Annotated in this window: 18 protein-coding genes; 5 read left to right on the top strand and 13 right to left on the bottom strand. The window is 71.5% G+C overall.

Translation table 11 applies throughout. The features are described 5' to 3' along the window. Positions 1 to 36 precede the first annotated feature (36 nt). Positions 37 to 846 carry a helix-turn-helix transcriptional regulator gene (locus KLK06_RS02710; RefSeq protein ID WP_214633631.1) on the top strand — a complete coding sequence of 270 codons (810 nt, stop codon included), beginning with the start codon at positions 37 to 39 and terminating at the stop codon, positions 844 to 846. Here the strand turns inward: KLK06_RS02710 and KLK06_RS02705 are convergent. The 7 genes from KLK06_RS02705 to KLK06_RS02675 form a co-directional block, all read right to left on the bottom strand. Then, entirely contained in the window at positions 836 to 1,372 is a 537-nt protein-coding gene (locus KLK06_RS02705) for an OmpA family protein (RefSeq protein WP_214633630.1), read from the bottom strand. The two genes, KLK06_RS02710 and KLK06_RS02705, sit on opposite strands and share 11 nt — an antisense overlap. Then, positions 1,356 to 1,952, bottom strand: coding sequence for a hypothetical protein (locus tag KLK06_RS02700; RefSeq protein ID WP_214633629.1), 597 nt, complete (start codon positions 1,950 to 1,952; stop codon positions 1,356 to 1,358). The genes KLK06_RS02705 and KLK06_RS02700 overlap by 17 nt, the downstream gene beginning before the upstream one ends. 141 nt (positions 1,953 to 2,093) lie before the next feature. After that, positions 2,094 to 5,063, bottom strand: a complete 2,970-nt coding sequence (locus tag KLK06_RS02695) for an AfsR/SARP family transcriptional regulator (RefSeq protein ID WP_214633628.1) — start codon at positions 5,061 to 5,063, stop codon at positions 2,094 to 2,096. 9 nt (positions 5,064 to 5,072) lie between these two features. Then, complete coding sequence (locus KLK06_RS02690) at positions 5,073 to 6,914, bottom strand: serine/threonine-protein kinase (protein ID WP_214633627.1); 1,842 nt, start codon at positions 6,912 to 6,914, stop codon at positions 5,073 to 5,075. Positions 6,915 to 6,925: 11 nt separating this feature from the next. Then, a complete protein-coding gene (locus KLK06_RS02685; protein WP_214633626.1) occupies positions 6,926 to 10,117 on the bottom strand; it encodes a BTAD domain-containing putative transcriptional regulator in 3,192 nt (1,063 codons plus the stop codon). An 86-nt stretch (positions 10,118 to 10,203) separates the two neighbouring features. Next, positions 10,204 to 11,898: a serine/threonine-protein kinase gene (locus KLK06_RS02680; RefSeq protein WP_214633625.1), complete on the bottom strand. Its 1,695-nt coding sequence runs from the start codon at positions 11,896 to 11,898 to the stop codon at positions 10,204 to 10,206. Positions 11,899 to 12,006: 108 nt separating this feature from the next. After that, a complete protein-coding gene (locus tag KLK06_RS02675; RefSeq protein ID WP_214633624.1) occupies positions 12,007 to 12,537 on the bottom strand; it encodes a CAP family protein in 531 nt (176 codons plus the stop codon). A 399-nt stretch (positions 12,538 to 12,936) separates the two neighbouring features. Here KLK06_RS02675 and fusA point away from each other — a divergent pair, with 399 nt between their 5' ends. Continuing rightward, positions 12,937 to 14,970, top strand: coding sequence for an elongation factor G (gene fusA / locus KLK06_RS02670; RefSeq protein WP_308168075.1), 2,034 nt, complete (start codon positions 12,937 to 12,939; stop codon positions 14,968 to 14,970). 46 nt (positions 14,971 to 15,016) lie between these two features. Here fusA and KLK06_RS02665 read toward each other — a convergent pair whose 3' ends face one another. From KLK06_RS02665 to KLK06_RS02655, 3 genes are read right to left on the bottom strand one after another with little or no spacing between them, the layout of a single operon-like run. Beyond that, positions 15,017 to 15,766 (bottom strand): DUF2071 domain-containing protein, encoded by a 750-nt coding sequence (locus KLK06_RS02665; protein WP_214633623.1) that lies wholly within the window; start codon positions 15,764 to 15,766, stop codon positions 15,017 to 15,019. A 22-nt stretch (positions 15,767 to 15,788) separates the two neighbouring features. After that, complete coding sequence (locus tag KLK06_RS02660; RefSeq protein WP_308168074.1) at positions 15,789 to 18,254, bottom strand: FtsX-like permease family protein; 2,466 nt, start codon at positions 18,252 to 18,254, stop codon at positions 15,789 to 15,791. Beyond that, on the bottom strand, positions 18,242 to 18,976 hold the full coding sequence (locus tag KLK06_RS02655) for an ABC transporter ATP-binding protein (RefSeq protein ID WP_214633622.1): 735 nt from the start codon (positions 18,974 to 18,976) through the stop codon (positions 18,242 to 18,244). The genes KLK06_RS02660 and KLK06_RS02655 overlap by 13 nt, the downstream gene beginning before the upstream one ends. A 98-nt stretch (positions 18,977 to 19,074) precedes the next feature. Between KLK06_RS02655 and KLK06_RS02650 the strand changes: the two genes are divergently transcribed. Continuing rightward, complete coding sequence (locus KLK06_RS02650) at positions 19,075 to 19,683, top strand: DNA-binding response regulator (RefSeq protein WP_214633621.1); 609 nt, start codon at positions 19,075 to 19,077, stop codon at positions 19,681 to 19,683. On the opposite strand, the gene KLK06_RS02645 is transcribed toward KLK06_RS02650, so the two are convergent. Next, on the bottom strand, positions 19,680 to 21,740 hold the full coding sequence (locus KLK06_RS02645; RefSeq protein ID WP_214633620.1) for a histidine kinase: 2,061 nt from the start codon (positions 21,738 to 21,740) through the stop codon (positions 19,680 to 19,682). The two genes, KLK06_RS02650 and KLK06_RS02645, sit on opposite strands and share 4 nt — an antisense overlap. 146 nt (positions 21,741 to 21,886) lie before the next feature. On the opposite strand from KLK06_RS02645, the gene KLK06_RS02640 reads away from it, so the two are divergent. Then, complete coding sequence (locus KLK06_RS02640; RefSeq protein ID WP_214633619.1) at positions 21,887 to 23,350, top strand: alpha/beta hydrolase; 1,464 nt, start codon at positions 21,887 to 21,889, stop codon at positions 23,348 to 23,350. A 207-nt stretch (positions 23,351 to 23,557) separates the two neighbouring features. On the opposite strand, the gene KLK06_RS02635 is transcribed toward KLK06_RS02640, so the two are convergent. Next, positions 23,558 to 24,310, bottom strand: a complete 753-nt coding sequence (locus KLK06_RS02635; RefSeq protein ID WP_214633618.1) for an SDR family oxidoreductase — start codon at positions 24,308 to 24,310, stop codon at positions 23,558 to 23,560. Positions 24,311 to 24,389: 79 nt separating this feature from the next. Between KLK06_RS02635 and KLK06_RS02630 the strand changes: the two genes are divergently transcribed. Continuing rightward, on the top strand, positions 24,390 to 24,992 hold the full coding sequence (locus KLK06_RS02630; RefSeq protein WP_214633617.1) for a TetR/AcrR family transcriptional regulator: 603 nt from the start codon (positions 24,390 to 24,392) through the stop codon (positions 24,990 to 24,992). A gap of 136 nt (positions 24,993 to 25,128) precedes the next feature. Here KLK06_RS02630 and KLK06_RS02625 read toward each other — a convergent pair whose 3' ends face one another. Continuing rightward, positions 25,129 to 26,628 (bottom strand): CHAP domain-containing protein, encoded by a 1,500-nt coding sequence (locus tag KLK06_RS02625; protein ID WP_214633616.1) that lies wholly within the window; start codon positions 26,626 to 26,628, stop codon positions 25,129 to 25,131. Positions 26,629 to 26,658 lie beyond the last annotated feature (30 nt).

Below are 26,658 nucleotides of genomic sequence, written 5' to 3'. Positions count from 1 at the left end.
CCGTTCTTTCGTCTCTTTCGTCGGGAGGCGAAACGGATGGCTCATCTCGAGTGCACGCCCGAGGATCTGGCGAAGGTCAGGTTCGGCCTGTCGCCGATGAGCCAGGTCGTCGGCGCGCTGAACGTGCTGAGCGGCCAGAGCGTACCGCCCGGCCTGCCCATCTGGACGGCCCGCGTGCGCGACCGGTACGAGCGGCTGCTGGCGGGCAGCCCGGTGCTGCGGGCCCTGATCCGGCTGCACCGGGTGACCGACTACGCGCCCGACTTCTACTGCGTGCCGCCCAAGGGCGTGGGCGTCACCTTCGAGCGGGAGCTGGCCGCGGTCCGGCGTACGCCCACCGGCCGGGCCGCCGCCGACCTGCGGCTCAGCCATCGGGGCCGGCCGGTCGATCCGGCGCTCGACGTTCCCGACGTTCCCGTGCGGGTCGCCGACGCGCTCGAAGCGTTCTGGACCGAGCTGCTCGCCCCTGACTGGCCCCGGCTGCGCGCCCTGCTGGAGCGCGACATCGTGCGGCGGGCGGGCCGGCTCGCGGGGTACGGCTGGGCGGAGGTGTTCGGCCGCCTGGGCATCGACATGGCGTTGGAGGAGGAGCGCATCCTGCTCGGCAAGGCCGCCGACGGATTGGTCGCGCTGCTCGGGCGGGGCCGGGCGGCCGTGCTCGCCGCGCTCGACAGCCCGGCCAGCACCAGCCAGCTCGTCGCCCAGCTCTCGATGACGCTCGGGGGCGTGGGCGGCCATCTGGCCGTGCTGCGCAGGGCGGGCCTGGTCTCGCGTACGCGCAGCGGCCGGTCGGTGCTCTACAGCCGCACCCCGATGGGCGACGGGCTGGCCGAGCTCACTGCTTGACGGTGAAGACCAGCTCCACCCGGCGGTTCTTCGCCCGGTTCGCGGCGACGGGCTTGCCTTCGACGATGTTGGGCACCTTCGGGCGGCTCTCGCCGTACCCCTTCGCCTGGAGGTCCGCGTCGCCGCCGGTCAGCAGGCCGCGCATGGCCTGCTGTACGGCCTGCGCCCGGCGCTGTGACAGCGTGACGTTGTAGGCGTCGGTGCCCTGGTCGTCGGTGTGCCCCTCGACCTGCACGACACCCCCGGCGCCCTCCGCGTCGATCTTGCGCGCCACCTCCTGGAGACGCTTTCTCGCCTCGGCGGTCAGCACCCACTTGTCCACCGCGAACAGCACGTCACTGGTGAGCGCGACCGTGACCTGCTTGCCGAGCTTGGTCTCGCTCTCGGTGCCGTCGAGCGACTCGACCTCGCCGATGATGTCCTCGACGGGGAGCACCAGGTCTTCCACCGGGCCGGTGGCGTTGGCGGGCGGAGCGGGGGTCGGGGACAGGAGGAGGGCCAGCGCGACGCTAAGAGATCGGAACATCGGTGAACACGCCCATCATCGGCATCTCGACATTGATCTTCGTGACGTCCGGCGGCGGAGCGGCGAAGACCGCGTAGAGCGTGGTGGCGTCACCGGACTCCAGGAACTGCCCCTGCGTGCCCGAGCAGACGCACGTGGCGTCCTCGCCCGTGCCGTTGCGGGCGACGCGGTAGCGCTTGGCGTTGACCGGGTCGATCAGGGAGACGGCCGACACCGTGTAGTCGAGCGTGCCGCTGCCCATGCCGTTGTGCAGGTTGACCTTGCCGTCGGTGGCGGTGACGGTCCAGTTGAGGCTGATCGTCCGGCCCTGCCGCTTGAGCGAGGTGATGTCGACGCGGGCCTTGCCGTACTGACCGGCCGATCCGACCTTGGTCTCCCGGCTCGCGATCGCCTTGGTCTCCTGCGGGGGCGCGGTCTGCTGCTGTTCGGCGGGTGTGGTCTGCTCGATGGGGTGCGCGGGTGGCGCGGTCTCGCTGGTCTGGCCCGTCTGCTCCTCGCCGCTGCCGCCCTGCTGGGCAGGGAGCATCCCGCAGCCGGTCAACGCGGCGGCCGCGACGGCCAGCGCGATCGTCTTCCGCATGTTCTGATCACCTTTGCCGGTAGGGGTGTAACTCGTGGGCCGACGGTAGCCGGGCGACCTTCAGGATCCGCATAGTCCGTCGGACTGCGACTGAATCCGCAGGCCACGGACTTCGCACACCGCTTCACCCGCAGACCGTGTCTAAATCCGCAGGCCGCGGCGTCTGCGCAGTTCTTGCGACAGAAGCTCGACCTCGGCGCTCCGGGGCTCACCGAAGCTGTCAGACTCTCCCATAACACGCGCAAGACCATCAACCGCAGCATCAATCTCATCAAGGTCGAGCAGCGCTTTTATCCGGATAATCAGGGCTTTTGCGGCGTTTCTCCGGTCGCCGTGCGCCGTGAACGTCGCCTCGGCCTCCCCGGCCAGCCTGGCCGCCCCCTCCGGATCGCCCTCGGCGCCGGCGACCTCGGCCAGCACGAGCAGACCGGCCGCCTCCGGCAGCCGGTCACCGAGGCGCCGGTTGATCCTTATCCGCCGCTCGGCGCAGTCGCGCGCCCGGGCGTATCGGTGGGCGTCGAGGTGCAGCCTGGCCAGATCGAGCAGGGCTTCCGCCTCTCCGCGCGGGTCACCCAGGTCGCCGTACGCGTCCAGGCTCCGTTCGACCAACCCCGCATCGCCGCGTACGGCACCCAGGGCCCGGAGCGCGTCGGCCGTGCCGCGCCGATCACCGGCCTCCTCGAACACCCGCAGGCACCTGACCAGCGCGCGTTCCGCCTCGGCCGGACGGCGCTCGACCAGGCCGAGCCGCAGCATGATCCGGGCCAGCTCCAGCCCCTCGACCAGCGGCTGAGCGGCCCTCAGCGCGGCCGCGGCAGACTCGGGACGGCCTTCCGCCCGATGGAGATCGGCCAGCCCCCGCAACAGCAGCGCCTCACCCTCCCGATGCCCCGCCGCCCGCGCCGAGTCGAGACCGGTGGCGGCGGTGACGTGCCAGTCGTCGTGATGCGCGCCCAACTCGAACAGCGGAGTCAGATAGAAGGCCAACCGCCAGGCCGCCTCGTGCAGCCCGGCCCGATGAAAGTCCCCTACGGTCGCCACGAGAAACCGCCGCTCGGCACTCAACCACCGAGCGTCCGCCCGCAACCGCCCCGTCTCCAACGCCCAGCCATCACCCGTCCACCCCAGGCTCGACTCTCCCGCCCACCCCGAACCAGGCTTCAGCGCCTGTTCCGCTGTGCGGGCCAGGGTGCGGCCTGAGCCGGGTTCGGCGGGGAGCAGGGCCGTTCTGGCTTGCCGGGTTCGGTCGAGGATCTCGCCCGCGATCTCGGCCAGCACTGCTGCCGGGCCTCCGTCCTCGGCGGCCAGGCGTTCGGCGGCGTACAGCCGGGTCAGGTCATGCCAGCCGTACCGCTCGTCGCCCGCCTCGTCCAGGCCGCGTGACTGGAGCAGGCCCGCCTCGGCCAGCGGCTCCAGATCAGCGCCGAGCGCCCAGGACGCGAAGTCGGGCGCGGACAGCGCACCGAGCCTGCGCAGCAGCCGCCGCTCGGAGTCGGCCAGCCCCTGGTAACCGAGCGCCAGGCTGCCACGTACGGCCAGATCGCCCGCGCTCAACTCGTCCAGTCGTCGCCGCTCGTCACCCAGCCGTCCGGCCAGGTGTTCGAGGGTCCAGCCCGGTTTCCTCGCCAGGCGGGATCCGGCGATGCGCAGCGCCAGGGGCAGACCGCCGCAGAGCCGTACGATGCGCTCGGCGGCCGCCGGCTCGGCGTCGACCCGTTCACGGCCCACCACCTCGGCGAGCATGGCCACGGCCTCGCCGGGTTCGAAGACACCCAGCTCGTACGCCCTGGCCGCCTCCAACCCCGCGAGCGGGGAACGGCTGGTCACCAGCGTCAGGCTGCCCGGACCGGTGGGGAGCAGCGGGCGTACCTGGGCCTCGTCCGTGGCGTCGTCGAGCACGACGAGGAGGCTGCGGGGGGCCGTCATACCGCGATATAGCCGTACACGCTCATCCAGCGCGGCGGGCACAGCACCGTCGGGGCAGCCCAGGGATCGGAGCAGGTCTTCCAGCACGGCGCCCGGCTGCCGGTCGCGCAGCGAGGCGTAGAGGCGGCCGCCGGGGAGGGCGATCATGGTGGCGGCACGCACGGCCACGGCGGACTTGCCGCATCCCGGCGGCCCGTGGACGACCAGGTGCACGGGGGCGTTCCCCTGCTCGGGCACTCCGGCGGCGATCCAGTCGAGGACAGCCACCCGCCCCGTGAAATCCGAAATATCCGGCGGCGCATCATTTATCGGCGAATGTCGTAGCCCCTCGTCTCCCGACCCAGGGTGCGCCTCTTCGCTCATCGGCGTGTTCCGCGGTTCCTCGCTCGACAGCACTCGCCGGTGTGCCTCGACCAGTTCGGTGCTCGGCTCCAAGCCGAGCTCATCCACCAGCACGCGGCGGGCCTCCTGGTAGGCCGCCAGTGCCTCCGCTCGCCGCCCGGCCTGGCACAGTGCGTCGAGCAGCCGCGACCATGCCCGCTCGCGCAGCGGGTACGCCCCGACGAGCGCCCGCAGCTCGCCGACCACCTCACCGCCCCTGCCCAGCAGCAGGTCCAGCTCCACACGTTCTTCGAGCGCGGTCAGGCGAAGCTCTTCCAGGGGTACGGCCCGCGTCCTGCGCAGGTAAGAGGACTCGATATCGGCCATGGCGTCCCCTCGCCACAGCGCCAGCGCCGCCCGGAACCCCTCGACGGCCACCTCCGCCCGGCCCGCCTCCCTGGCCCGCCGGGCCTCGCCGACAAGCCGCTCGAACCGGTGGCAGTCGACCTCATCCGGCTCGACGTCGATCAGGTAGCCACCGGGCACGGTCCTGATGCCGTCGATGAGCTTGCGCAGGGCGCTGATGTACACCCTGAGCACCGACTCCGCGGAGGCCGGCGGCCGGTCATCCCACACCACGGCCATCAGCCGCTCAATCGGCACCACCCGCCCGGCGGAAACCAGCAACGCAGCCAACACCGCCCGATGCTTCGCCGGCCCCGGCTGCAACTGCGGTCCCGGCCCCGGCTCCGGCCCAGAGGGCGGCACAGACTGCGGTCCGCTCTCGACGCGGAGCGGACCCAGTACCCGGAACCGCACAGGACTGCGGCCCTCCTCGTCGGGCGGTGCCGGGAAATTCGGCATTTGGGGGGCTTAGTCCTTCGTGTGGTCGATGGCGAACGACTCGAAGCGTACGCGCAGCGCCTCCTTGGCGTCCGGTGCCGCATAAAGCCCGGCCTCACCGGACCCGAGCGGATCGCTCGCATCGGACACCTCGGCTACGAGCCTCTCGTTCACCCACATCCGCAGTCCCACCTTGCCGCCGGCGTCGGCGCACTCGGCGACGATCCGGCTGCTTCCGGTCGCCCCCTTGATCGCTGCCGGACCGTACAACGGCGTGCCCTTCTGCCCGGTACGGCGCTTGACGATCGTGGCCTGCCCCGAGCCGCTCACCCCGAACTCGTAGCGGTCCCCCGAGCTCGCCGAGCCGTGGCACCACACGCCGTAATCGCCGGACCCCTGTTCGCGCCGCGCCTTCGCGCTCACCACCACGCCGCCGTCCGGCTCCCGAGCGGGCGCCGACTTCCACAGCCGCCAGCCCGGCTTGGCGGTCAGCACGTAGTCGCTCCCGGCAACCCGCGCGTCCCCGCCATCGGACGCCCCGGTAGCCCAGGAGTCGCCGAACCCCGCCGTGTACGGCCGCCCCTCCCACACCCAAGGCACCACCACGACAACCCCCACCACAGCTGCCAGAACGGCGACAACCCCTGCCACCCACGGCCACCGCCGCCGCACCACCCCACCACGGGCCCGCTTGGCCTGCGGGGATCCTCCGTCCGACAGCGCATTCCAGCCAGGTGCGCTCGGCACAGCCGTATCCCGGACATCACCGCTCGCGCTTGGAACAATCTGGCCGGGCGCGCTCGTACCAGGAGCAATACGTGCGGGCACGCTCGTACCAGGAGCGATCAGAGCGGACGCGCTCGTACCAGGTGCGATAAGGCCGGAAACGCTCGCATCAGGAGCGATCCGTCCGGACGTCCTCGCATCAGGAGCGATCCGGGCGGTTCCGCTCACATCTGGCGGCCCCTGGGTGGAAGCGCCAACGCCATGAGCGCTCCGCGCGGACGCGCCGTCAACCGGTCCCGCCAAGCCACGAGGCCCGGTCCAGGTGCGTTCCACCACCTGCGTGGCTGTGGCCGGGGTGAGATGCGTGCCTCCCATCAGGGACGCCAGCAGTTGTTGAGCCGTAGGACGAAGGCGCGGCTCCTTGGCCATCGCCCGCTCCACCACATCCCGCAGACCCGCATCAAGGCCGTCCAGCCGCGGCCCCTCGTTGACGATCCGGTACAGCACCTCAGCCGGAGCCCCGCCCCCGAACGGCAACCGCCCGGTCCCCGCGAAAGCGATCACCCCACCCCACGCGTACACGTCGGCCGCCGGCCCGAGCGGCTCCCCGCGTACCTGCTCAGGCGCCATGAATGCGGGCGTCCCCAGGATCGCCTGGCTGGCCAGACTGTCGGCGTCGACGAGCTGCGCTATGCCGAAGTCGATCACGCGCGGACCGAGCGGCGACAGCAGGACGTTCGACGGCTTGAGGTCCCGGTGAACGACCCCCGCCCCATGGATGGCGCCGAGCGCGGTCGCGATGCCCACCGCCAGCGCCTCCAGGTCGGAGCCGGACAGCGGCCCCTGCTCCCGTACGGCCTGCGCCAGATCCGGCCCTTTGACGTATTCGGTGACGAGATAGGCGACATCTCCGTCGATCCCGGCGTCCAGCACCGGAGCCGTACAGAACCTGGCCACCCGGCGAGCCGCGGCCACCTCGCGTTCGAACCGCCGCCGGAACGCGGGATCGCGAGCCAGCTCGGGATGGATCACCTTGACCGCGGCCAGGCCACCGGTAGGCGTGGTGGCGAGGTGCACCTCACCCATGCCACCCCGCCCGAGCACGCGCCGCAGCGCGTACCCGCCTATGACCCGGTCACCACTCATCGCCAGACACCCTAGCCAGGGTCAGCCTGCGAGTTCCGGGGCGGGCCATCCGAGGTGATGATCGCCAACAGGCCGTCGCGGTCGAACCTGTCGCCACGGCCGTACGCCTTCTCATAAGCCGCGTCACCCAGCCGCTCACGGGCCAGGGCCGACACGCGGGCGACGTCACGATCACCCGTGAGCGCCGTGCCCCGCCAGGTACGGGCGGCGCCCAGCAGCGCGGCGGCCCGCTCGTGATCCCCCGTCAGCCCCGCTACACCCGCGAGCCCTTCGACCGCCAACGCCATGAGGGGCCGGCTGTGCAGACCGAGCGCCCGGTCCACCGCCTCCCGCTGCAGCGCCGCCGCCCGCACCGCCGCACCCTCCTGCACGGCGATCCACCCCAGCGCGATCAACACCCGCACATGGCCGAGGTCGGCCCCGAACGACCTCCCGGACGCACCGTCCGGCCCCGCCACCGGCACCGGGTCCGCGGGCTCGTCCAAACGTCCGGTACCGGTCCGATGCTCGGTCAGACGTCCGGTACCGGTCCGGTGCTCGGTCAGCAGTTGCTCGTACGCGCGCCGCGCCCCTGCCACGTCCCCGCTCAGCCGGGCGACCTCCGCGAGCCCGTGCCGGGCCTTCCCCGCGACCTCCAGGGCACCGGTCCGGCGGGCCAGGTCCAGTGCCTCCTCGTAGTCGGCGCGGGCCGTGTCCAGGTCGCCCAGCAGGATTGTGCCCTCCCCGCGCCGGCAGAGCAGGTCGGCCCGGTCCTCGACAGCGCCGAGCTCGTCCGCCAGCCGCAACGCCTCCGCCACCAGCGCCGCGAACCGCTCGCCGTCCCCCCGCCAGCACACCAGCTCCGCGAACTCCGAGAGCGTGGTCAGCAGGCCCCAGCGTTCCCCGAGCGACCGGAAGCCCACCAGCGCCAGCTCGAACTCGCGTTCCCCCGTCGCCACGTCACCGGCCAGTAGCTGCGCGAGCACGCCGCGGCCGAGGTGGCCGAGACCGTCCGTCCAGGGATCAGCACCGGTCCGGATGCGTTCGTCCATGGCGTCGCGGTAGGCCGCGTCCGACGGACCGGCGAACGTCGCCCAGAAGAAGATGAGCTGAGGGCGGTGCTCGACCAGGTTCCTCGAGGCCATGAGCCGTTTGGCCGTCGCCACGTGCGGCCACGGCTCGACGCCGCCGCCGTGGGCGGCGCTGAGGACGCAGAGGACGTACTCGGCCGCCAGCTCGGCGGGCGGCTCGGTGCCGACGGCGGCCAGCAGCGCGCGGGCGGGACCCACGCCCTCCGCGCGGCGACCACGCAGCCACCAGTACGTGATCAGGTCCGCGACCAGCCGCAACCCCAGCTCGGGATCGGCCGGTACGGCCCAGCGGACGGCGGCGAGCAGGTTGTCGTGTTCGGCGTCGATGCGGGCGAGCCAGCCGAGTTGTTCGGCACGGAGCAGGTGCGGCGCGGCCGTGCTCATCAGGGCCCGGAAGTGCTCGGCGTGCGCCTGCCGCAGCCGCTCGGTCTCCCCCGCCTCGGCGAGCCGCTCAGCACAGAAGGCGTGAATGGTACGCAGCATCCGATACCGATCGCCGACCACATCGACCAGCGACTTGTCGACGAGCCCCGCCACCACCTCCACGGGATCGGCATCGGCATCCCCGCACACGGCCTCGATCGACTCCAGCGTGGCTCCGCCCGCGAACACGCTCAGCCTCCTGGCCAGCCGCTGTTCCGCTACGTCCAGGAGCTCCCAGCTCCACTCGACCAGCGCGCGCAACGTCCGGTGCCGCGGCTGGGCCGTACGGCTCCCCCGGGACAGCAGGCCGAACGCGTCGTCCAGCCGCACGGCGACCTCGGCCACCGGCAGCGAGCGGAGCCGGGCGGCGGCCAGCTCGATGGCCAGCGGCAGCCCGTCGAGCGCCCGGCAGATCCGCAGCACGTCACCCGCATTACCCCCGTCGACGGCGAACCCGGGGCGCACGGCGGCGGCACGGTCGGCGAACAGGCGGATGGCGGGCGCGGACAGCGGCGGAGCGCCCTCTTCCGGCAGCGCCAGCGGGCTGACGGGGAACAGCGTCTCGCCCGTGACACCGAGCGCCTCCCGGCTCGTGGCGAGGACACGCAGGCCGGGGCAGGCACTGAGCAGCCGATGGGCGAGGGCCGCGGCGGCCTCGATGAGGTGTTCGCAGTTGTCGAGCACGATCAGCATCGGGCGGTCCGAGAGGGCCCCGACGAGCCGTTCGCCGGGAGAGCGCTGTTCCTGGGCGGAGAGCAGGCCGTCGCGCAGGCCGAGCGCGGCCAGTACGGCCTGCGCCACGTCACCGCCTTCGGCCAGCTCGCCCAGCTCGACGAAGGCGACCTCACCCGGATGCCGTACGGTGACCTCGATCGCCAGCCGGGTCTTACCCGCGCCCCCGGGGCCGATCAGCGTGACCAGCCGGGCGGCGGTGAGCAGGTCCGCGAGCGCGCCGAGATCCTCCTGCCTGCCCACAAAGCTGGTCAACTGGGACGGCGCACCCCGAGAAGCCGGAGGCGGCTCGGCAGGTACCGGCGAAACGGACAGCTCGCCCCGGAGTACGGCCAGGTGGACGGCGGCCAGCTCCGGCGACGGATCCACCCCGAGCTCCTCGGCCAGCGTGCTCCGGGCCGCCTCGAACGCGGCCAGCGCCTCACTCTGGCGCCCGCTCCCGTACAGGGCCCGCATGAGCTGCCCGCGCAGCCGTTCCCGCACCGGGTGGGCCGCGACCAGGCCCTGCAGCTCGGGGACGAGCTCGCGGTGCCGCCCCAGCGCCAGCTCCGCCTCGATCCGCTCCTCCGTGACGTCGAGCCTGAGCTCCTCCAGCCGCGTGACCTGCGTCGCCGCGAACGGCGCGTCACGTACGTCCGCCAGCGCCGGCCCGCGCCACAGCCCGAGCGCCCGGCCGAGCACGGCGGCCCGCTCCTCGGCGGACCCCGCCGCACGGCCTTCGGCGGCCAGCCGTTCGAAGACGAGCGCGTCGACCTCGGCCGGATCGACGGCCAGCCGGTATCCCGCCGGATGGAACTCCACGGGCGCGTCCGACCCGAGCCCCCTGCGTAACCGGGAGACCTGGGACTGCAGGGCGTTCACGGCTCCGGGCTGTTCGCCGTACAGGCCGTCGATCAGGCGTTCGCCGGTGACGATCCGGCCCGCGTCCAGGAGCAGCAGGGCGAGCAGCGCCCGCAGCCGTGGCCCGCCGGTCGCCATCGGGCTCCCGTCGGTACGGCATGCCGCCAAAGGACCAAGTACCCGAAACCGCACAACCCCGATTGTCGCCCACCGACTCCCATGCCCTAGTCCTGGGCGCTGCGGCCTTCCGTTCTGGTGATGCCGATCGTGCCGGTCGTGCCGCGCAGGCCGAAGCCGTACCGGTACTGCTGCCGTGCCCCCGCCGTCGTGAGCATGTCGCCGATGCCGGCGGTGCCCAGCCGGCGCCAGGTCCCGCCGCTCTCGGCGTAGGAGGTGATCCGGTCGCCGGACAGCGACAGGGCGAAGCGGTCGCCGCGCTTGAGGGTCAGCGGCGTCGCGCCCGGGGTGCTGACGAAGGCGCCGTCCATCTGGACTTCGAGGCCCGACTCCTTGCGGGTGTTGTTGTACCAGGCGGTCACGTAGCTGTTCCCGTTCTTCACCCAGCCCACGAAGACGCTGTCCTCCGGCTGGTCGGTGCCCGCGAACGTGCCCGCGGTCAGCACGCTGACGGCCGCCCCGGACTCCGGCAGGCCGCTCTCCCCCGCCACCAGGCCGAAGAACGGTGCCGATCCGGTCCCGGTGAACTGGCCGCCGCCGGCTCTGATCGCCGGCATGGCCTCGCCACTGTGCGGCTGGAACGTGGCGTACTGCCGGGAGGTGTCCTTGCCGAACTGGTCGGCGACGTCTACGTGCGGGAACGTCGCGAGGTTGAAGGGCGCGTCCGGGCCGCCCGCGCTGTCCCGGCCGTCGAGCCAGGAGGGCACGATCAGCACCGCGGACGTCACGGCCACCGCCGCGACCACGGCCAGCACGGCCAGCAGCGCCCCACGAGACGATTTGCGGCGTACGGACGGCGAGGTCGACCGGTGATCCGGCTCCCCGCTGACCGGCCGGAACCTCGCTCCGTCCAGCGGACCGGCCTGCGCGGCCAGGTCGACGACCGTCTGCCCGTTGGATCGCGCCGCTGAATGCCGCCCTCGGGGTGGGGGGCCGGCGTCCTCACCGGTGAGATCGCTCAGCAGTCTGGCGGCGGCCGGGCGGGCCGCCGGATCCTTGGCCAGACAGGCGGTCACCATCGGCCGGAGCGGAGCGGGTACGCCTGAGAGGTCCGGGTGGCCGGACAGGATGCCGTGCAGGACCGCCGGGACGGCCTGCCCGGGAAAGGCGATCCGCCCGGTCGCGGCGAAGACCATCGTGCCGGCCCAGGAGAACATGTCCGAGGCGGCGGAGAGCGGCTGGTCGGTGAGCTGCTCCGGCGACATGTAGGCGGGAGTGCCGGCCAGCTCGGTGTTGTTCGTCATGTGGTCGAGGGCGCGGGCGATGCCGAAGTCGATCACCACCGGCCCTTCCGGCCCGAGGATCACGTTGCCCGGCTTGAAGTCACGGTGCACGATCCCGGCCCGGTGGATCGAGGCCAGCGCGGTCAGCGTGGCAACGGCCAGCCGTTCCAGCCCGCTGCCGGTACGCGGCCCGTCGGTCTTGACCAGCGCGTCGAGTGAGGGTCCGGGGACGTACTCGCTGATGATGTACGGCCGCTCGTCCACCATCCCGGTGCCGATGACCCTGGCCGTGCAGAAGGCGGCGACGCTGGCCGCGACCTCCGCCTCGCGCAGGAACCGCCGCCGGATCTCGAAATCGGCCGCCAGCCGGGAGTGCAGCACCTTGATCGCCACCGGCGCCCGCCCGGGTGACTCCCCGAGGTAGACCCTGCCCTGGCCACCCTCTCCGAGCACCGCCGAAATCCGGTAGTCACCGATACGCTCCGGTTCCCTGAACTCCAGCACCCGAGGAATCGTCACCGTCCACCCCGCTACGATCAGCTGATCCCCAAAGGCCGCGCCCAGGCTAGCGTCCGTCCTCACAGCGGCGCCGGAGAATACCGATATTTCCCGCTATCGCCGACAGACCTACTGGTATCGCCCGACGTTCTGGGGAAACTGGCCGGTGTAGTTTCCCGGCGGGTCGTAAACGGCTACGACGTACCAGCGATCAGAGGCACTGCGGGCCAGTCCGACGCCGAGTTTCCTGCTGCTCTTCCAGACCACCTGCGTGAAATTGCCTGTGGCATTGCTGAATCCGGGATTGTCGTAGTCATATTCGGCGGCCCCATCCATCCAGGCCTTGACGACCTCGGCAGGCGTCGGCTGGTTCGGCCATGACATGAAGAGATTCTCCCCATAAGGGCCACGCGAGCTGCTCAGCGCGCCGTCGGCGGCGGCCATTCTCTGCGCCCATCTGGTGGCGTAACGCGTCAGCTCCGGGTCGAGGTCGAGAGGCTCGGCGCCGTAGTGAGCACGGTAGGCCTTGTGCTGGGCCGCCATGCCGATGGAGAAGGAATCGTTCCGCTCCACTACGGAGCTCGCGGCAGGCACCGAGGCGGACATGGTGAAGGCGGCGGCGCCCATCAACGCGACGATGACTTTGCCCGGATTTCGCATCTACGCTTTCCTTCTTCGGCGGTAATAACAGCGATATCCATGATGCTGTCCCGTCCGCCGGTTCCAGGGAGCGACACGCCTTTCGAGGCGTGCCGAGCAGCCCGGGAAGAAAAACCGATTTCTCACGTACGCCGGATTCAGTACACTCGCCACGACCAGCGCCCGCTGCGGGCGCATTGACGAGTGAGGGGAGCCGACCGTGCGTCACAGCACCGCCTCGGTCATCCCCCCGTCACGGTACGAGGTGATCCTGGTGTCTTCGTCGGCCCGGGGTCGGCTGCGCGGCCGGCACTGGACGTCCCTGACGAACGCCTGATCATCCAGCCTGCCCAAAAACCAAGCTGGTTTCGTCCGGGAATCGCGCTGTCCTCTTTGGAGCGTCCTGAAGGGCCTTAGGCCGTGCGTACCGACCTGCATCTCCCCGCTTCCCTGACCAGCGTCCGCAACCTGGGCATCCTCGCCCACGTCGATGCCGGCAAGACCACCATCACCGAGCGGATTCTCTACATCACCGGCGCCACCTACAAACGTGGCGAAGTACATGACGGGACGACCACCACCGACTTCGATTCACAGGAGCGCGACCGCGGGATCACCATCTTCGCCGCGGCGGTGAGCTGCTCCTGGGACGGCCACCGGATCAACCTGATCGACACCCCGGGCCACGTCGACTTCTCCGACGAGGTGGAGCGCTCGCTGCGGGTGCTCGACGGCGCGATCGCGGTGTTCGACGGCGTCGCGGGAGTCGAACCGCAGAGCGAGTCGGTCTGGCGGCAGGCCGAACGGTACGGGGTGCCGCGGATCGCCTTCGTCAACAAGCTGGACCGCGCGGGCGCCGACCTCGACGCGGCGGTCGAGTCGATCCGCGAGCGGCTGCGGGTGGTCCCGCTGGTGGTCCAACTGCCGATCGGGCAGGAGGACGGGTTCACCGGGGTGGTGGATCTGCTGCGCATGCGGTCGTTGGTCTGGTCCGACGACACGGTCGAGGAGGGCCCGGTGCCGGACGCCCTGCGGGACGAGGCGCACCGGCGCCGCCGGCTGCTCGAGGAGGCGGTGGCCGAGCTGCACCCGATCGCGCTGGAGGAGTTCTGCGCGGAGTCGGCGATCTCCGCGGGGACCCTTGCCGCCGCGCTGCGCGACCTGACCCGTACCGGTGAGGGCGTCGTGGTGCTGTGCGGATCGGCGTACCGCAACCGCGGAATCGAGCCGCTCCTGGACGCCGCCGTGTCCTACCTGCCCTCGCCGCTGGACGTGCCCGCGGTACGCGGCACCCACGACGGCGCGGTGCGGGAGCGCGCCGCCGACCCGGCGGGGCCGTTCGCCGCGCTGGTGTTCAAGGTGCAGTCGACCGCCACCGGGCGGCTGACGTACCTGCGGGTGTATTCGGGAACGATGCGGAAGGGAGACACGGTGCTGGACACCGGCGCGCGGCGCACCGAGCGGATCGGCCGGATCCTGCGGGTACAGGCCGACCGGCACACCGAGGTGGACCGGGCGGCGGCCGGGGACATCGTCGCGGTGGTCGGGCTGAAGGCGGCCCGCACCGGCGCCACCCTGTGCGCGCCCGAGGCGCCGCTGCTCCTCGAACCGCCGACCGTGGCCGATCCGGTGGTCTCCGTGGCGGTCGAGGCCCGCAAGAGCACCGAGATCGACCGGTTGGCGGCGGCGCTGGCCCGGCTGGTGGAGGAGGACCCTTCGCTGGTGGTCCGCACCGACACCGAGACCGGTCAGACGGTGCTGTCCGGGCTGGGCGAGCTGCATCTGGAGGTCGCGGCGGAGAAGATCCGGCGCGCCCACGGGCTGGATGTCGGCATCGGCCGGCCGCGGGTGGCCCACCGGGAGACGGTCGCTCGCGGGGTCTCCGGGTTCCTGTACCGGCACGTCAAGCAGGACGGAGGGGCGGGCCAGTTCGCCCACGTCGTCCTCGACGTGGATCCGCTGGACGCCGCCGACGGCGCGGTGTTCCGCTCGGCCGTCGTCGGCGGCCGGGTGCCACGGGAGTACGTCCGGGCGGTGGAGGCCGGTTGCCGTGACGCCCTGGCCGATGGACCCCTCGGGGGGCACCCGGTCACCGGCCTGCGGATCACCCTGACCGACGGAGCCACCCATCCCAAGGACTCCTCGGAGCTGGCCTTCCGTACGGCCGGCCGGCTCGCGCTGCGCGAGGCACTGCGCGCCAGCCTCATGGTGTTGCTGGAACCGGTGGTCGAGGTCACGGCCACCGTGCCGGACGACGCCGCCGGCGGGGTGCTCGGCGACCTGGCGGCCCGGCGCGGCCGGATCTCGGGCTCGACCGCGAGGGCGGGCACGGTGGTGATCACCGCGATCGTGCCGCTGGCCGAGGTGTTCGGGTACGCGACCCGGCTGCGTAGCCGGACCCAGGGCCGGGGCACCTTCACCACCCGGGCCGCCGGGTACGCCCCAGCCCGGTAGAACCTGACGATGGCCCCGTCCGAACACGGACGGGGCCATCCACGGCTCACGTATCTGGACGGAAGCGGCGAGGCGGGGTGTGGATGTCGAAGCTCAGCCTCGGGTGGGCCAGCACCGAGTGCGGCGACGTGTCCGACGTGATCAGGCCAAGCCGTTCGAAGAGCGGAAAACGCGCGGAGGCGGCGACGAGATACCGGAGGCGCATAGGTGGGTGCCAGATGCTGTAAACCCCAACCCTCCCGTCTCGGCGCCGGTACCAGCCCTGGGTGGGATGGGTGAGCCGGTCCAGCCAGTCCGACTCGTCGGTGAAGCCGGCCAGCCGGGTGAGCGGTTCCTGGGTGAGCTCGGCCGCTTCGCAGCGGGTGTCCCCGGCCGCCAGCCGCCAGCGGGCCGGGTCGGCGTCCCAGTCCGCCTCGATCACGATGCGCTCGCGGCTCCACGGCATGCCCCACAGATGCTGCGGGATCGAGACGACCGGGTGGTCCAGATGGGTGCCGAAGAACCAGACGCCCGGCTTGCCGTACGCGGTGACGTAGGCCCGGTAGTTGATCTGCCCGCAGTCGATCCCCACCGGCGGGAAGAACCGGAAGTGGAAGTCCCGATCGCGGAAGGCGACAGCGGACACCAGGGCTCCGGGACCGTCGTCGAAGGTCATCTTCATCGGCGCGAAGCCCGGGGGCAGGTGCCGGGCCAGCACGTCGGCGTCCACCCGGTAGCTGACGATCGCGAAGTCATCCAGCTCTGTCCGCGCGTGAAACCAGCGCGGGCGCGGCCGGGGGGTGCCGACGAAGCTCATGCCCAGAACAGTACGACCGCCGCTAGTCACGCGCGCCGATCATCTCCACCGGGCGCCGGCTGAGGACGAGCCGGGCGGGCAGCGCCGTGGCGAGAAGGGCGAGGCCGCCCGCGGCGCAGATCACCGCGAGGTAGGTGAGCGGCGGGATGTGCGGCACGACCGAACCGGTCATGCCTGTGCTGAACGCCGCCAGGGTGATCAGCGCGATTCCCGTCCCGAGGGTCACCGCGATGACGACCGCGACCAGGGTCTCCAGGCTCAGCATCCGCAGCACCTGCCGGCGGGTGGTGCCGATCAGGCGGAGCAGGGCGAGCTCCCGCGACCTCGACGAGGTGGACATGGCGATGGTGTTGACCACGGCGATCGCGGTGAACGCGATGATCAGGCCCATGGCCACGTAGTTCACCTCGGCGTTGGCCGCGCCCGCCTCGACCGCCTGGGCCCGGTCCAGCACGCCGACCCCCGGCGCGGCCCGTTCGAGATCCGCCCGGGTCACTGAGGGAGCCGCGACCAGCACGGTGCCGAGCGGGTCGTCCACGTGCCCGGCCACCAGCGCGCGGGAGAGCGTGAGGTCGCCGAACCCCAGCCCGCGCGAGTAGATCGCGACGACGCGCAGCTCGGCGGGGGTGCCGTCACCCAGCGTCAGGCGGATCTTCGCGCCCGCCGAGACGCCGAGCCGCTCGGCCGCCGTCCGGCTGACCGCGACGGAGCCGTCATCGAGGCCGTCGAGCGAGCCCGCGACCACGCCCAGGTCCATGGTCCTGCCGAGCCCGTCAGCGGTCACGGCCTGCGCGCCGTACTTGTCCAGGCCCACCCGCACGGAGGTACGCAGCACTTCGGTGACCGCCTCCACTCCCGGGAGCCCGCGCACGGCCGCCGCCGTGCCGGAAGGGACGTGCGGGCCGAGGACGTGCTCGGCTCTGGTGCCCGCCGTCGCCTGTTCCTGGGCCGCATGCCCCATGGTGGTCTGGACGAACAGGATCGTGCAGGTCAGCGCCACCATCAGGCTGAGCGGCGTGACGACCGAGGCCAGCCGCTTGGACGTGGCCCGCAGGCCGGCGCCGGCCAGGTATCCGGCGGTCCTGGCCGCCCGGAGCGGCACCCCGAGCAGGGCCGTCGCCGTACGCGCAATCACCGGGCCGAGCAGTGACACGGCGACCGTCCACACCAGCGCGGTGAGCAGGGTGAGCGGGCTGGAGGCCGCCTCGGTCGACAGGGTCGACAGCACCAGCGTCAGCACGACGCCGCCCGCGGCGCAGAGCAGACCGGCGACCATCCGGCCCGCGGGAACGCGCGCCGTCGGCAGCTCCGCCTCGCCGAGCGCCTCCACCGGGCGGATCCGTACGGCGCGGCGGGCCGAGAGGTAAGCCGCCGCCCAGGCCGCCAGCACGGCCGCGCCCAGCGCCGCGAGCATGGGGAACGGGCTGACCACCAGCCGCAGGTTCTCCGGCATCGCGCCCAGCGCGACGAACCTGGACCGCAACCAGAATCCCAGGCCGACGCCGGCCGCCGAGCCGAGGCTCCCGGCCACCACGCCGACCAGCAGCGCCTCGCCGCCGAGCATCCCGCGCACCTGGCGGGGCGTGGCCGCGACGGCCCTGAGCAGGGCGATCTCCCGCTGGCGCTGCTGGATGGACAGCGCGAACGTACCGACCACCACGAGGATCGCCACCAGCAGCGACGTCCCGCCGAGCGCGCCACCCAGGCTGATCAGCTTCACCCGCGCCTTCTCGGCGCCCAGGAACTCCACGGTGCCGCGTTCGTCCCCGGTGTAGGCGAGGGCCCGCCCCTCCGCGGCCGCATCTTTCAGCGCCTCGGACACATCCACCCTGGGGAAGACGCCGATCGCGCCGACCTGCCCCGCCCGGCCCGCTATGCGCCGGGCCTCGGCCGTGGCGAAGAACAGCGTGTCCTGACTGGGCAGGTCCTGGGAGGTGACACCGGTCACCAGGTAGGTCCCGCTCCCGGCCGCCGTCCGCACGGGCACGCGGGCGCCCACGGAGAGCCCTGACGCGGCCTCCACGACCACTTCGCCCGCCGCCTTCGGCGCACGTCCCGTACGCAGCGTGTACGGCGTGAGCGCCGCCGACTCCCAGCCATGCCCCTGGAACCGACGGCCCGCCGCGTAGGCAGGGAAGGACACCTCGGTCACCACCCGCGAGACACCGGGGACCCGGCGCAGCCGGTCGGCCAGCGACGCGGGCACCCAAGCCTGCTCGGACAGTTGCTTGGCCTTGGTCTTGGCCTTCTCCTCCGACTTGCGGACCGTCTGGTGGACGAACTGGTCCCCGGTGACGATCACCGGGGCGCCCGCGTAGCGCTCGGGGGCGACGCTTCCGCGCAGTCCCGTGTCCAGCAGCATGCCGCAGGCGCAGACCAGGGCGGCGGCGCAGAACAGCGCGACGAACGCCCCCGCGAAGGCGGCCTTGCGGTGCCGAAGCGTCTTCAGCGCCACCGAGATCATCTCCAGGGAGATCAACGCACCCACGCTCCCAGCCTGGTCATCCGCTCAGCGACCCGCTCAGCGGTGGGAACCGCCAGAGAGTCGACGATCCTGCCGTCGGCCAGGAACAGCACCGCGTCCGCATAGGAGGCGGCCACTGGATCGTGGGTGACCATCACCACCGTCTGTCCCGTCCCGTCCACGATCTCCCGCAGCAACGTCAGCACGTCGCGGGCGGTCATCGTGTCCAGCGCGCCGGTCGGCTCGTCTCCGAACACGACCTCGGGCCTGGTGACCAGCGCCCTGGCGATGGCCACCCGCTGCTGCTGGCCCCCGGAAAGCTGCGCGGGCCGGTGGCCCGTCCGCCCCTCCAGGCCCACCTTGGACACGACCTCGTCGAGCCATGCGCGGTCCGTCCGCACGCCCGCCAACCGCAGCGGCAGTGTGATGTTCTCGATCACGGTGAGCGCCGAGACCAGGTTGAACGCCTGGAACACGAAGCCGATCCGCTGCCTGCGCAACACGGTCAGCGCGGTCTCGTCCATCCCGGCCAGTTCGGTGCCGCCGAGCCGCACCGAACCCGAGGACGGCACGTCCAGCCCCGCCGCGCAGTGCAGGAACGTGCTCTTGCCCGATCCCGAAGGGCCCATGACCGCGGTGAAGCTCCCGCGGGGAATGCCCACCGACACTTCGCGCAGGGCCGCGACCGCGCCCTGTCCCTTCCCGTAAACCTTGCTCACCGCGTCCAAGCGCAGCACGTCTGTCATGGCTTCTACCCTGCTGACCAGGTACGGCGCGGACCAGAGAGCCGATCACGCATCCACCATGACGTCATCATGATCCGGACACTGATAGACATATCACTGTGATTCGTGTGCTTCTCGCCGAGGACCAGCACGTCATCCGGGGCGCCCTGGTCGCGCTGCTCGGCCTCGAACCGGACCTGGAGATCGTGGCCGCGGTCGAGTCGGGCGACGCCGCCATTCCCTCGGCCCTGGTTCACCGGCCGGATGTCGCGGTGCTCGACATCGACATGCCCGGCACGCTCGACGGCCTGGCCGCCGCGGCCGAACTCCGCGTGAAGCTGCCGTCGTGCCGCACGCTCATGCTCACCGGACACGGCAAGCCGGGGCACCTGCGCCGCGCGCTCTCGGCGCAGGTGGACGGGTTCCTGCTGAAGACCGCGCCGCCGGAGGACCTGGTCTCGGCGATCCGCGAGGTCGCGGCCGGCAAGCGGGTGCTCGACCCCTCGCTGGCGGTCACCGCCTGGGACCTGGCCGACAACCCGCTGACCCCCCGGGAGGCCGACGTGCTGCGCATGGCGGCGGGCGGCGCCGACGCGGCCGAGATAGCGTCCCAGCTCTTTCTGGGCGCGGGGACGGTGCGCAACTACCTGACCGCCATCGTCGCCAAGCTCAACGCCCGCAACCGCACCGACGCCGTCCGCATCGCCACCGAGGCGGGCTGGATCTAACCGGCCTGAGCGATCGGCAGGGAACTGGGCGCCTGGGCCGTCAGCTCGAACCAGTCGTCTTCGCGAGCCGTGCCGAGCCGTCCGTCCAGCGCCGCCAGGCGGGTGGTCAGGTTGCCGATCCCGGCCGAACCTGGCCGCCCCTCCGCCGAACGCACGCCGTCGTTGCGTACGCGGAGCCGGACCACCCCACCCTCCACCACCGTCGTGATCGCGCAGTGCCGGGCCGAGCTGTGCCTGAGCACGTTGGTCACCGCTTCCCGCAGCACCGTGCCCAGGACGTTCTCCACCTCCGCGGGCAGCTCCCCGTGCGTGAGGTCGAGCTCCACCTGGATGCCCGCGGCGGCCAGCACCGACCGTGCCGACGCGGCCTCGGCGGCCAGCGACATCTCCGGCTGTGCACCGGAGATCACCCGCAGATCCGCCTCCGCCTTCTCGGCCATCGCCAGCACGTCCACCAACTCGGCACGGGCCCGCACGGGGTCCAGGCGTCTGGCCAGCTCGCACTTGAGCAGGATCGCGGCCAGGCTGTGCCCCAGCAGGTCATGGAGGTCGCGGGCGGCGCGCAGGCGCTCCTCGACCACGGCGGAGCGGGCCAGCGCCTGCCTGGCCTCCTGCAGCTCCCGCACCAACTGCGCCAGTTTGAGCAGCCCGTACACGACCAGCCCGGTCACGACCGTGCTCGCGGCGAAGTTGACCGTGACCGGGACCGGCAGGCCGAGCAGCACCGCGCTCGCCGCCACACTCACCGTCACGCACCCGACCAGGGGCCAGGCCACCCGCCACCGGAACGCGAGCAGGATCGGGCCGGCGAGGAACCCGGCCACGCCCACCCAGGCCCTGCCGAACACCGGAATCGGCAGGTAGACCAGCAGCGCCAGCACTGCGAGCGCGGCCATGTGCCGCCCGTTGACATACCGGAGCTGCATGACGACGATCACGGCGAGACAGGCCGTCGCGGGCACCAGCAGGCTCGCGGGGACGAGCAGCAGCGCCTTGATCGAGAATCCGACCAGCACGGCGGCGAGCAGCGCGACGGACAGCCGGTAGGCGCCCGGGTCCTCCTCGGCCTCCGCCGGCCTCTCGGGCAGCACGGCGTCGACGGTCAACCAGCCCTCGGCGGACAGGCCCGTGGTCAGGCTGCCGCCCGCCTGGCTCAACTGCGGGGCCAGGTCGGTCAGGCTCTCGTCCTCGGCCGTGCGGGCGCCGTCGTGAGTGACGCGCAGCCGTACCGTGCCGTCGGCCGCGATGGTCTCGATCACGCACGTTCTGGCGGTGTTCTGCCGTACGGCCTCGGTCACCACCTCCCGCAGCACCGCCGCGAGCAGCGCGCCCGCGGGGCCGAGCGGCTCGGCGTGCCCGACCCGCGTCTCGGTCTTGATCAGCGCGGCTGTCAGCATCGCGCGGGCGGTCGTCATCTCGGGCGCCAGTGACGTGGCGCGGTAGTCCGCGGCGGCGTTCCTGGCGGTGGCCAGGGAGCGGCGGGCGGTGCCGACGACCTCGCCGAGCACCTCCGCGGCGCGTTCCGGCTGATCCACAACCGACCGGACGCCTGCCGCGATCGCGGCGAGCCCTCTGCCGAGGCCGTCGCTCAGCCCGGTGGCGATGCGCAACCGCTCCTCGGCCGCCGCCGCCAGAGCCAGCGCCAGCCGGGCGGCGTGCGTCTCGTCCACCCGATCGGTGAGCCGGGTGAGACCGTAGATCACCAGGGCGATCAGCACCATGCTGATCGCCGGGTCCGCCGGACCGGCGACGGCGGCGCTGATCGCCACCAGCGGGGCCAGCGGCCAGGCCGGGGTCAGCAGCAGCGACCCGCCCAGGAAGCCGAGCAGCCCGACGGAGGTGCCGAAGCCGAGCGTGGCCACGTAGCCGACCAGCGCCTGTACGACCAGCAGCCACGGCCCCCTGAACCGCCGCAGGGAGCGCAGCACGTAGACGAGCTGCAGCCCGAACGCCACGATCGCGAGCGGTGAGCCCGCCAGCAGATAGACGGACGTGAACCCGGCGAGCACCACGATGACGATCCCCCGCGCCAGGCGCGGTACCGGAACCTGCGACAACTCACTCCCCCGTGTCAGATCGGGGGCAAGCCTACGGGTTGTCCGTTTCGTGAGGAGGTCATGGATCTTCGGTGACGCGGTCTCTGGTTCGAAGATCCGCGGCTCGGCAGAGTCGATCACACAAGCCGAACTGAAGAGGACCCCCGATGCGAAACCTTGCGAGACTGTCCGCCACCGGAGCAGCCACCGCCATCCTTGCCGCGGCACTTGTCGCCCCCGCACAGGCGGCGGCCACCTCGTGGAGTGCCTGCCCCGCCGGGGCCGGTGTCGACGCGCGGCAGGAATGCGCCACCCTTCAGGTTCCCCTGGACTACCAGGCGTCCGGCGGGCCGACGATCTCGCTGGCCGTGTCGCGGATCAGGACCGCCAAGCCCGCGTCACGCCGTGGCGTGCTGCTGATCATCCCCGGCGGGCCGGGCAGTCCGGGCCTGAACCGGCCCAGCGTCATGGTCAAGAAGCTGCCGCAGGATGTGCTCGACCGCTACGACATCATCGGGTTCGACCCGCGTGGCGTGGGCCAGAGCTCACCGGTCTCGTGCGGGCTCGAGACCCGTGATCTCGCGCTCACCAAGCTCAAGCCGTACCCCGACGCCGACGGCGGCATCGCGGAGAACGCCGCCTGGTCGCGCCGGATCGCCGAGGCCTGCGCCCGTAACGGCGGGCCGCTCATCCGGCACATCAGCACCCGCGACGAGGCCCGGGACATCGACGGCATCCGCCGGGCGCTGGGCGAGCGGAAGATCTCCTACTGGGGCGTCTCCTACGGCACCTACGCGGGCGCCGTCTACGCCACCATGTTCCCCGGGCGCACCGACCGGGTCGTCCTGGACAGCAACGACGATCCCGATCCGAACCGGGTGGCGCGGCAGTGGCTGGCCAACTACGCCGTCGGCGTGGAGGACCGCTTCCCCGACTACGCCGCCTGGGCCGCGGCCCGTGACGGCGAGTACGGCCTCGGCGCCGACGCGGCCGCGGTCCGCCAGACCTTCCTCAAGCTCGCGGCCGACCTGGACCGCGAGCCCCTGCCCTGGCCGGGGGCCAATCCCGCGGAGCTGAACGGCAACCTCCTGCGCGAGACCATGCTCAACGCGCTCTACTCCGACACGAACTTCCCCATGCTGGCCGGGCTCATGCGAGCCGCCCTGACCACAGGCGAACTGCCCCCGTCGAACACGCCGCCGGCGGCCGCCCTGCAGAACACCGCCGCCATCGCCGGCGCCACCATGTGCAACGACGTCGAGTGGCCGGACTCGGTCGCCGCGCACCAGCGACAGGTGGCGCGTGACCGGATCGCCCACCCGCTGACCGCGGGCATGCCGGTCAACATGGGGCCGTGCGCGTACTGGCCGGTCAAGCCCGCCGAGCGGCCCGTACGGGTCAGCTCGCACGGCCCGGCCAACGTGCTGCTCATCCAGAACCTGCGTGACCCGTCGACGCCGTACAGCGGTGCGCTGAAGATGCGCCAGGCGTTCGGGCAGCGGGCCCGCATGGTCAGCGTCGACTCCGGCGGCCACGGCGTCTACCTGGCCAACGGCAACGCCTGCGGCGACCAGTCGGTGACCGACTTCCTGACCTCCGGGCGTCTGCCGCTCCGCGACAAGCGCTGCTAGCTCTCCGCTCTGGCGGCGTGGAGGGAAGCGCGGGCCGCCTCCTCCAGGTGGGTGAGGTCGCTGGCGACGGAGGCGAAGGTGAAGGTGAAGCCGCTCGCCGACAAAGGTCAGTCCGGCCTCGTGTGGCCGCGACATCTCCGTCCTGATCGACAGCAGCACGCTCTGCCGGGCGCCGTTCGCCGCGTGGCCCGTGATCTGCCTGCTCGATCAGGCCCCGCCCGCGCACAACCCGCCATCGATGGTGACGATGACGCCGCTGGTGTAGGCGGAGCGGTCGGAGGCGAGGAACGCCATCATGTCGGCGATCTCCCGCGGCTTGGCCGGCCGGCCGAGCGGGAAACGCGTCGCCGCTTCCCGGAAGCGGTCGCTCGTGGCGATGAGCTTGGCGATCCGCTCGGTCTCGACCGGCCCCGGATTGATCCCCACGACGCGGATGTTGTCGCGCAGGCTGCGTCCGCCGAGCGCCCGGGTGAACGCCATGAGCGCGGCGTTGCCGGCACTTCCGGCGATGTACGCGGAGTCGACCCGCTCCCCCGCGGCGCCGATGTCGTTGATGATCACACCGTGCCCGCGAGCCTTCATCTGGGCGTAGACGAGCCGGGTGAGATTGATGTAGCCGAACACCTTGAGCTCCCACCCATCCCGCCAGGTCCGCTCGTCCACCTCGTCCAGCGAACCGGCCGGGATGTCACCCGCGTTGTTGATCAGGAGGTCGATGTCCGGAACGGACTCGGCCAGAGAGGTGACCCCCTCGGGCCGGCGCAGGTCGACCGGATGCACGGTGACCTCGACACCGTGCGCCGCCCGCAGCCGCTCGGCCACCTCGTCCAAGGCGCCCTTGTCACGCGCGGCCAGGTGCAGGTGGCAGCCCTCCTCGGCCAGCACCTCGGCGGCCGCCGCGCCGATCCCCTTCGAGCCGCCGGTGACGAGCGCGCTCCTGCCACGAAGCCGAAGATCCATGACCAGCCCCATTCCATTACCTAGTGGAAACTAGGTATAGCGTTACCTAGCCTGTACTAGGTTGTCAACGGGAGGCTCCTTGACCAGGAAGAGGCTGACACCCCAGGCCCGGCGCGAAGTGATCGAGCGCGCCGCCACAGAGGTGTTCGCCGAGCGCGGCTACCACGGCGCCTCGGTCGAGGAGATCGCCAGACGCTCGGGCATCTCGGTGCCGGTCCTGTATGACCACTTCCCCGGCAAACTGGAGCTGCACCGGCACCTGCTGCAGCGGCATTTCGCCGATCTACGGGCGATCTGGCACCGGCACCTACCCGGCGAGGGCCCGGCCGACCAGCGCGTCTCACGTACCATCGACGACTGGCTCGGCTACATCGAGCAGCACCCGTACGCCTGGCGGATGCTCTTCCGCGACACCACAGGCCAGGACGAGATCGAAGACCTCCGCCGCCAGGTCGCGGCCGAGAGCCGGGCGCTGATCCTGCCGATGTTCGCCCGCGAGTACGACGCCGACGGCGTCGAGCTGGAGCTCGCCTGGGAGGCATGGCGCGCCGCCATCCAAGGGCTGGCACTGTGGTGGTACGACCACCGCGACGTCCCCCGCCACCAGGTCGTCGCCGCCGCGATGAACGCCCTCTGGCTCGGCCTGGACCGCCTACGACAAGGCGAGAGCTGGCCCGGCTGACCCGGCCCGCCCGTGACAAACCGACCTCGCAGGTTGCCGCCGCCGAGCACGCCATCCAGGCAGTCGGCCTGTTTCGCCCTCCTGTGGCAAGCGGGAAGGGCATGGCTTGGACGCCATGCCCTTCCCGAGTTCAGCGCTATGAGACTGGGGTGTCGCCGCTCTCACCCCAGCCGGGAAGCTCTACCTGCTGGCCGGAGGTGCTGTAGGTGATGTACCAGTGACCCGTCGAAGGCCGCCACAACACCCGGTCGGCCTGGTTGTCGCCGTTGAAGTCACCAGGCACCGGAACGTCTCCGCTCTGACCCCAAGCGGCGGTCTCGATCTGCGCACCGGTACTGCTGAACTCCACATACCAGTGACCCGTGGAGGGCCGCCACAACGCCCGATCAGCCTTCCCATCACCATCGAAGTCCCCCGGCACCGGAACATCCCCGCTCTCACCCCAGCCCGGAAGCTCCACCTGCTGACCCGAGGTGCTGTAGGTGATGTACCAGTGACCCGTCGACGGCCGCCACAACACCCGGTCGGCCTGGTTGTCGCCGTTGAAGTCACCAGGCACCGGAACGTCTCCGCTCTGACCCCAAGCAGCGGTCTCGATCTGCGCACCGGTACTGCTGAACTCCACATACCAGTGACCGGTTGACGGCCGCCACAACGCCCGATCAGCCCTCCCATCACCATCGAAGTCACCCGGCACCGGAACATCCCCGCTCTGACCCCAGCCCGGAAGCTCCACCTGCTGACCGGAAGTGCTGTAGGTGATGTACCAATGACCCGTCGACGGCCGCCACAACACCCGATCAGCCTGGTAGTCGCCATTGAAGTCACCAGGCACCGGAACATCCCCGCTCTCACCCCAAGCAGCGGTCTCGAACTGCGCACCGGTACTGCTGAACTCCACATACCAGTGACCCGTCGACGGACGCCACAACGCCCGATCAGCCCTCCCATCACCATCGAAATCACCACCCCGGCGAACACGCGGAGGGACAGGCGGATCCGTGGGGCCAGTGGTCGCGTCCTTCGGAGAGCTGTATCCGACGATGTCGGTGTTGCTCAGCGCGTAGGAGTTGGCCGAGATCTTGTCGCCGCTGTTGCCTTCGATGGTGTACACGTGGCCGCTGTCGACCGACTTGACGATCCCGACGTGGTCGATGTCACCGCTCTGGTCCCAGTCGAAGACCAGGGCGTCCCCAGGCTGCGGGGTGTAGCCGCTGGTGCGGGCGTGCCAGGTTCCGTAGGCCATCCCGTAGTCCCGGAACGAGGCCGCCCAGCCGGTGAGCACTCCCCCGCTGCCCTCCGCGACATCGGCGAAGGGCACGCCGGCGTTCTTCCATACGTACTTGGAGAAGTCCGCGCACCAGTCGCTGTCCCGCCACTGGATGCCGCTGCCCGTGGGGCAGCCATCTGCGGATTTCCAGGAACGGAACACCCCGGTGTAGAAGTTGCAGCCGCTCCCCAGCGGGTTCTCCTTGTTACGCGCGGCGTTGTCGAACTCGGCCTGGGCGATCGAGACGATGGAGTCGCGGGACACGGCGGCGGCGGGCAGTGCCGTGGTCGCGACGAAGCCGCTCGCGAGGACTGTGGCCGCAGCCGCGACGGAGAGGAGGCGCTGCGATTTCGGTGAGGCTTTCATGGCGGGAATTTCCTTTTCCTCGGGTTTCTT

This window comes from Nonomuraea sp. NEAU-A123 (genome assembly GCF_018603905.1).
Lineage (GTDB): Bacteria > Actinomycetota > Actinomycetes > Streptosporangiales > Streptosporangiaceae > Nonomuraea.
Note: the sequence above shows the minus strand (reverse complement) of the source record. Positions and strands in the feature narration are given on the sequence as shown.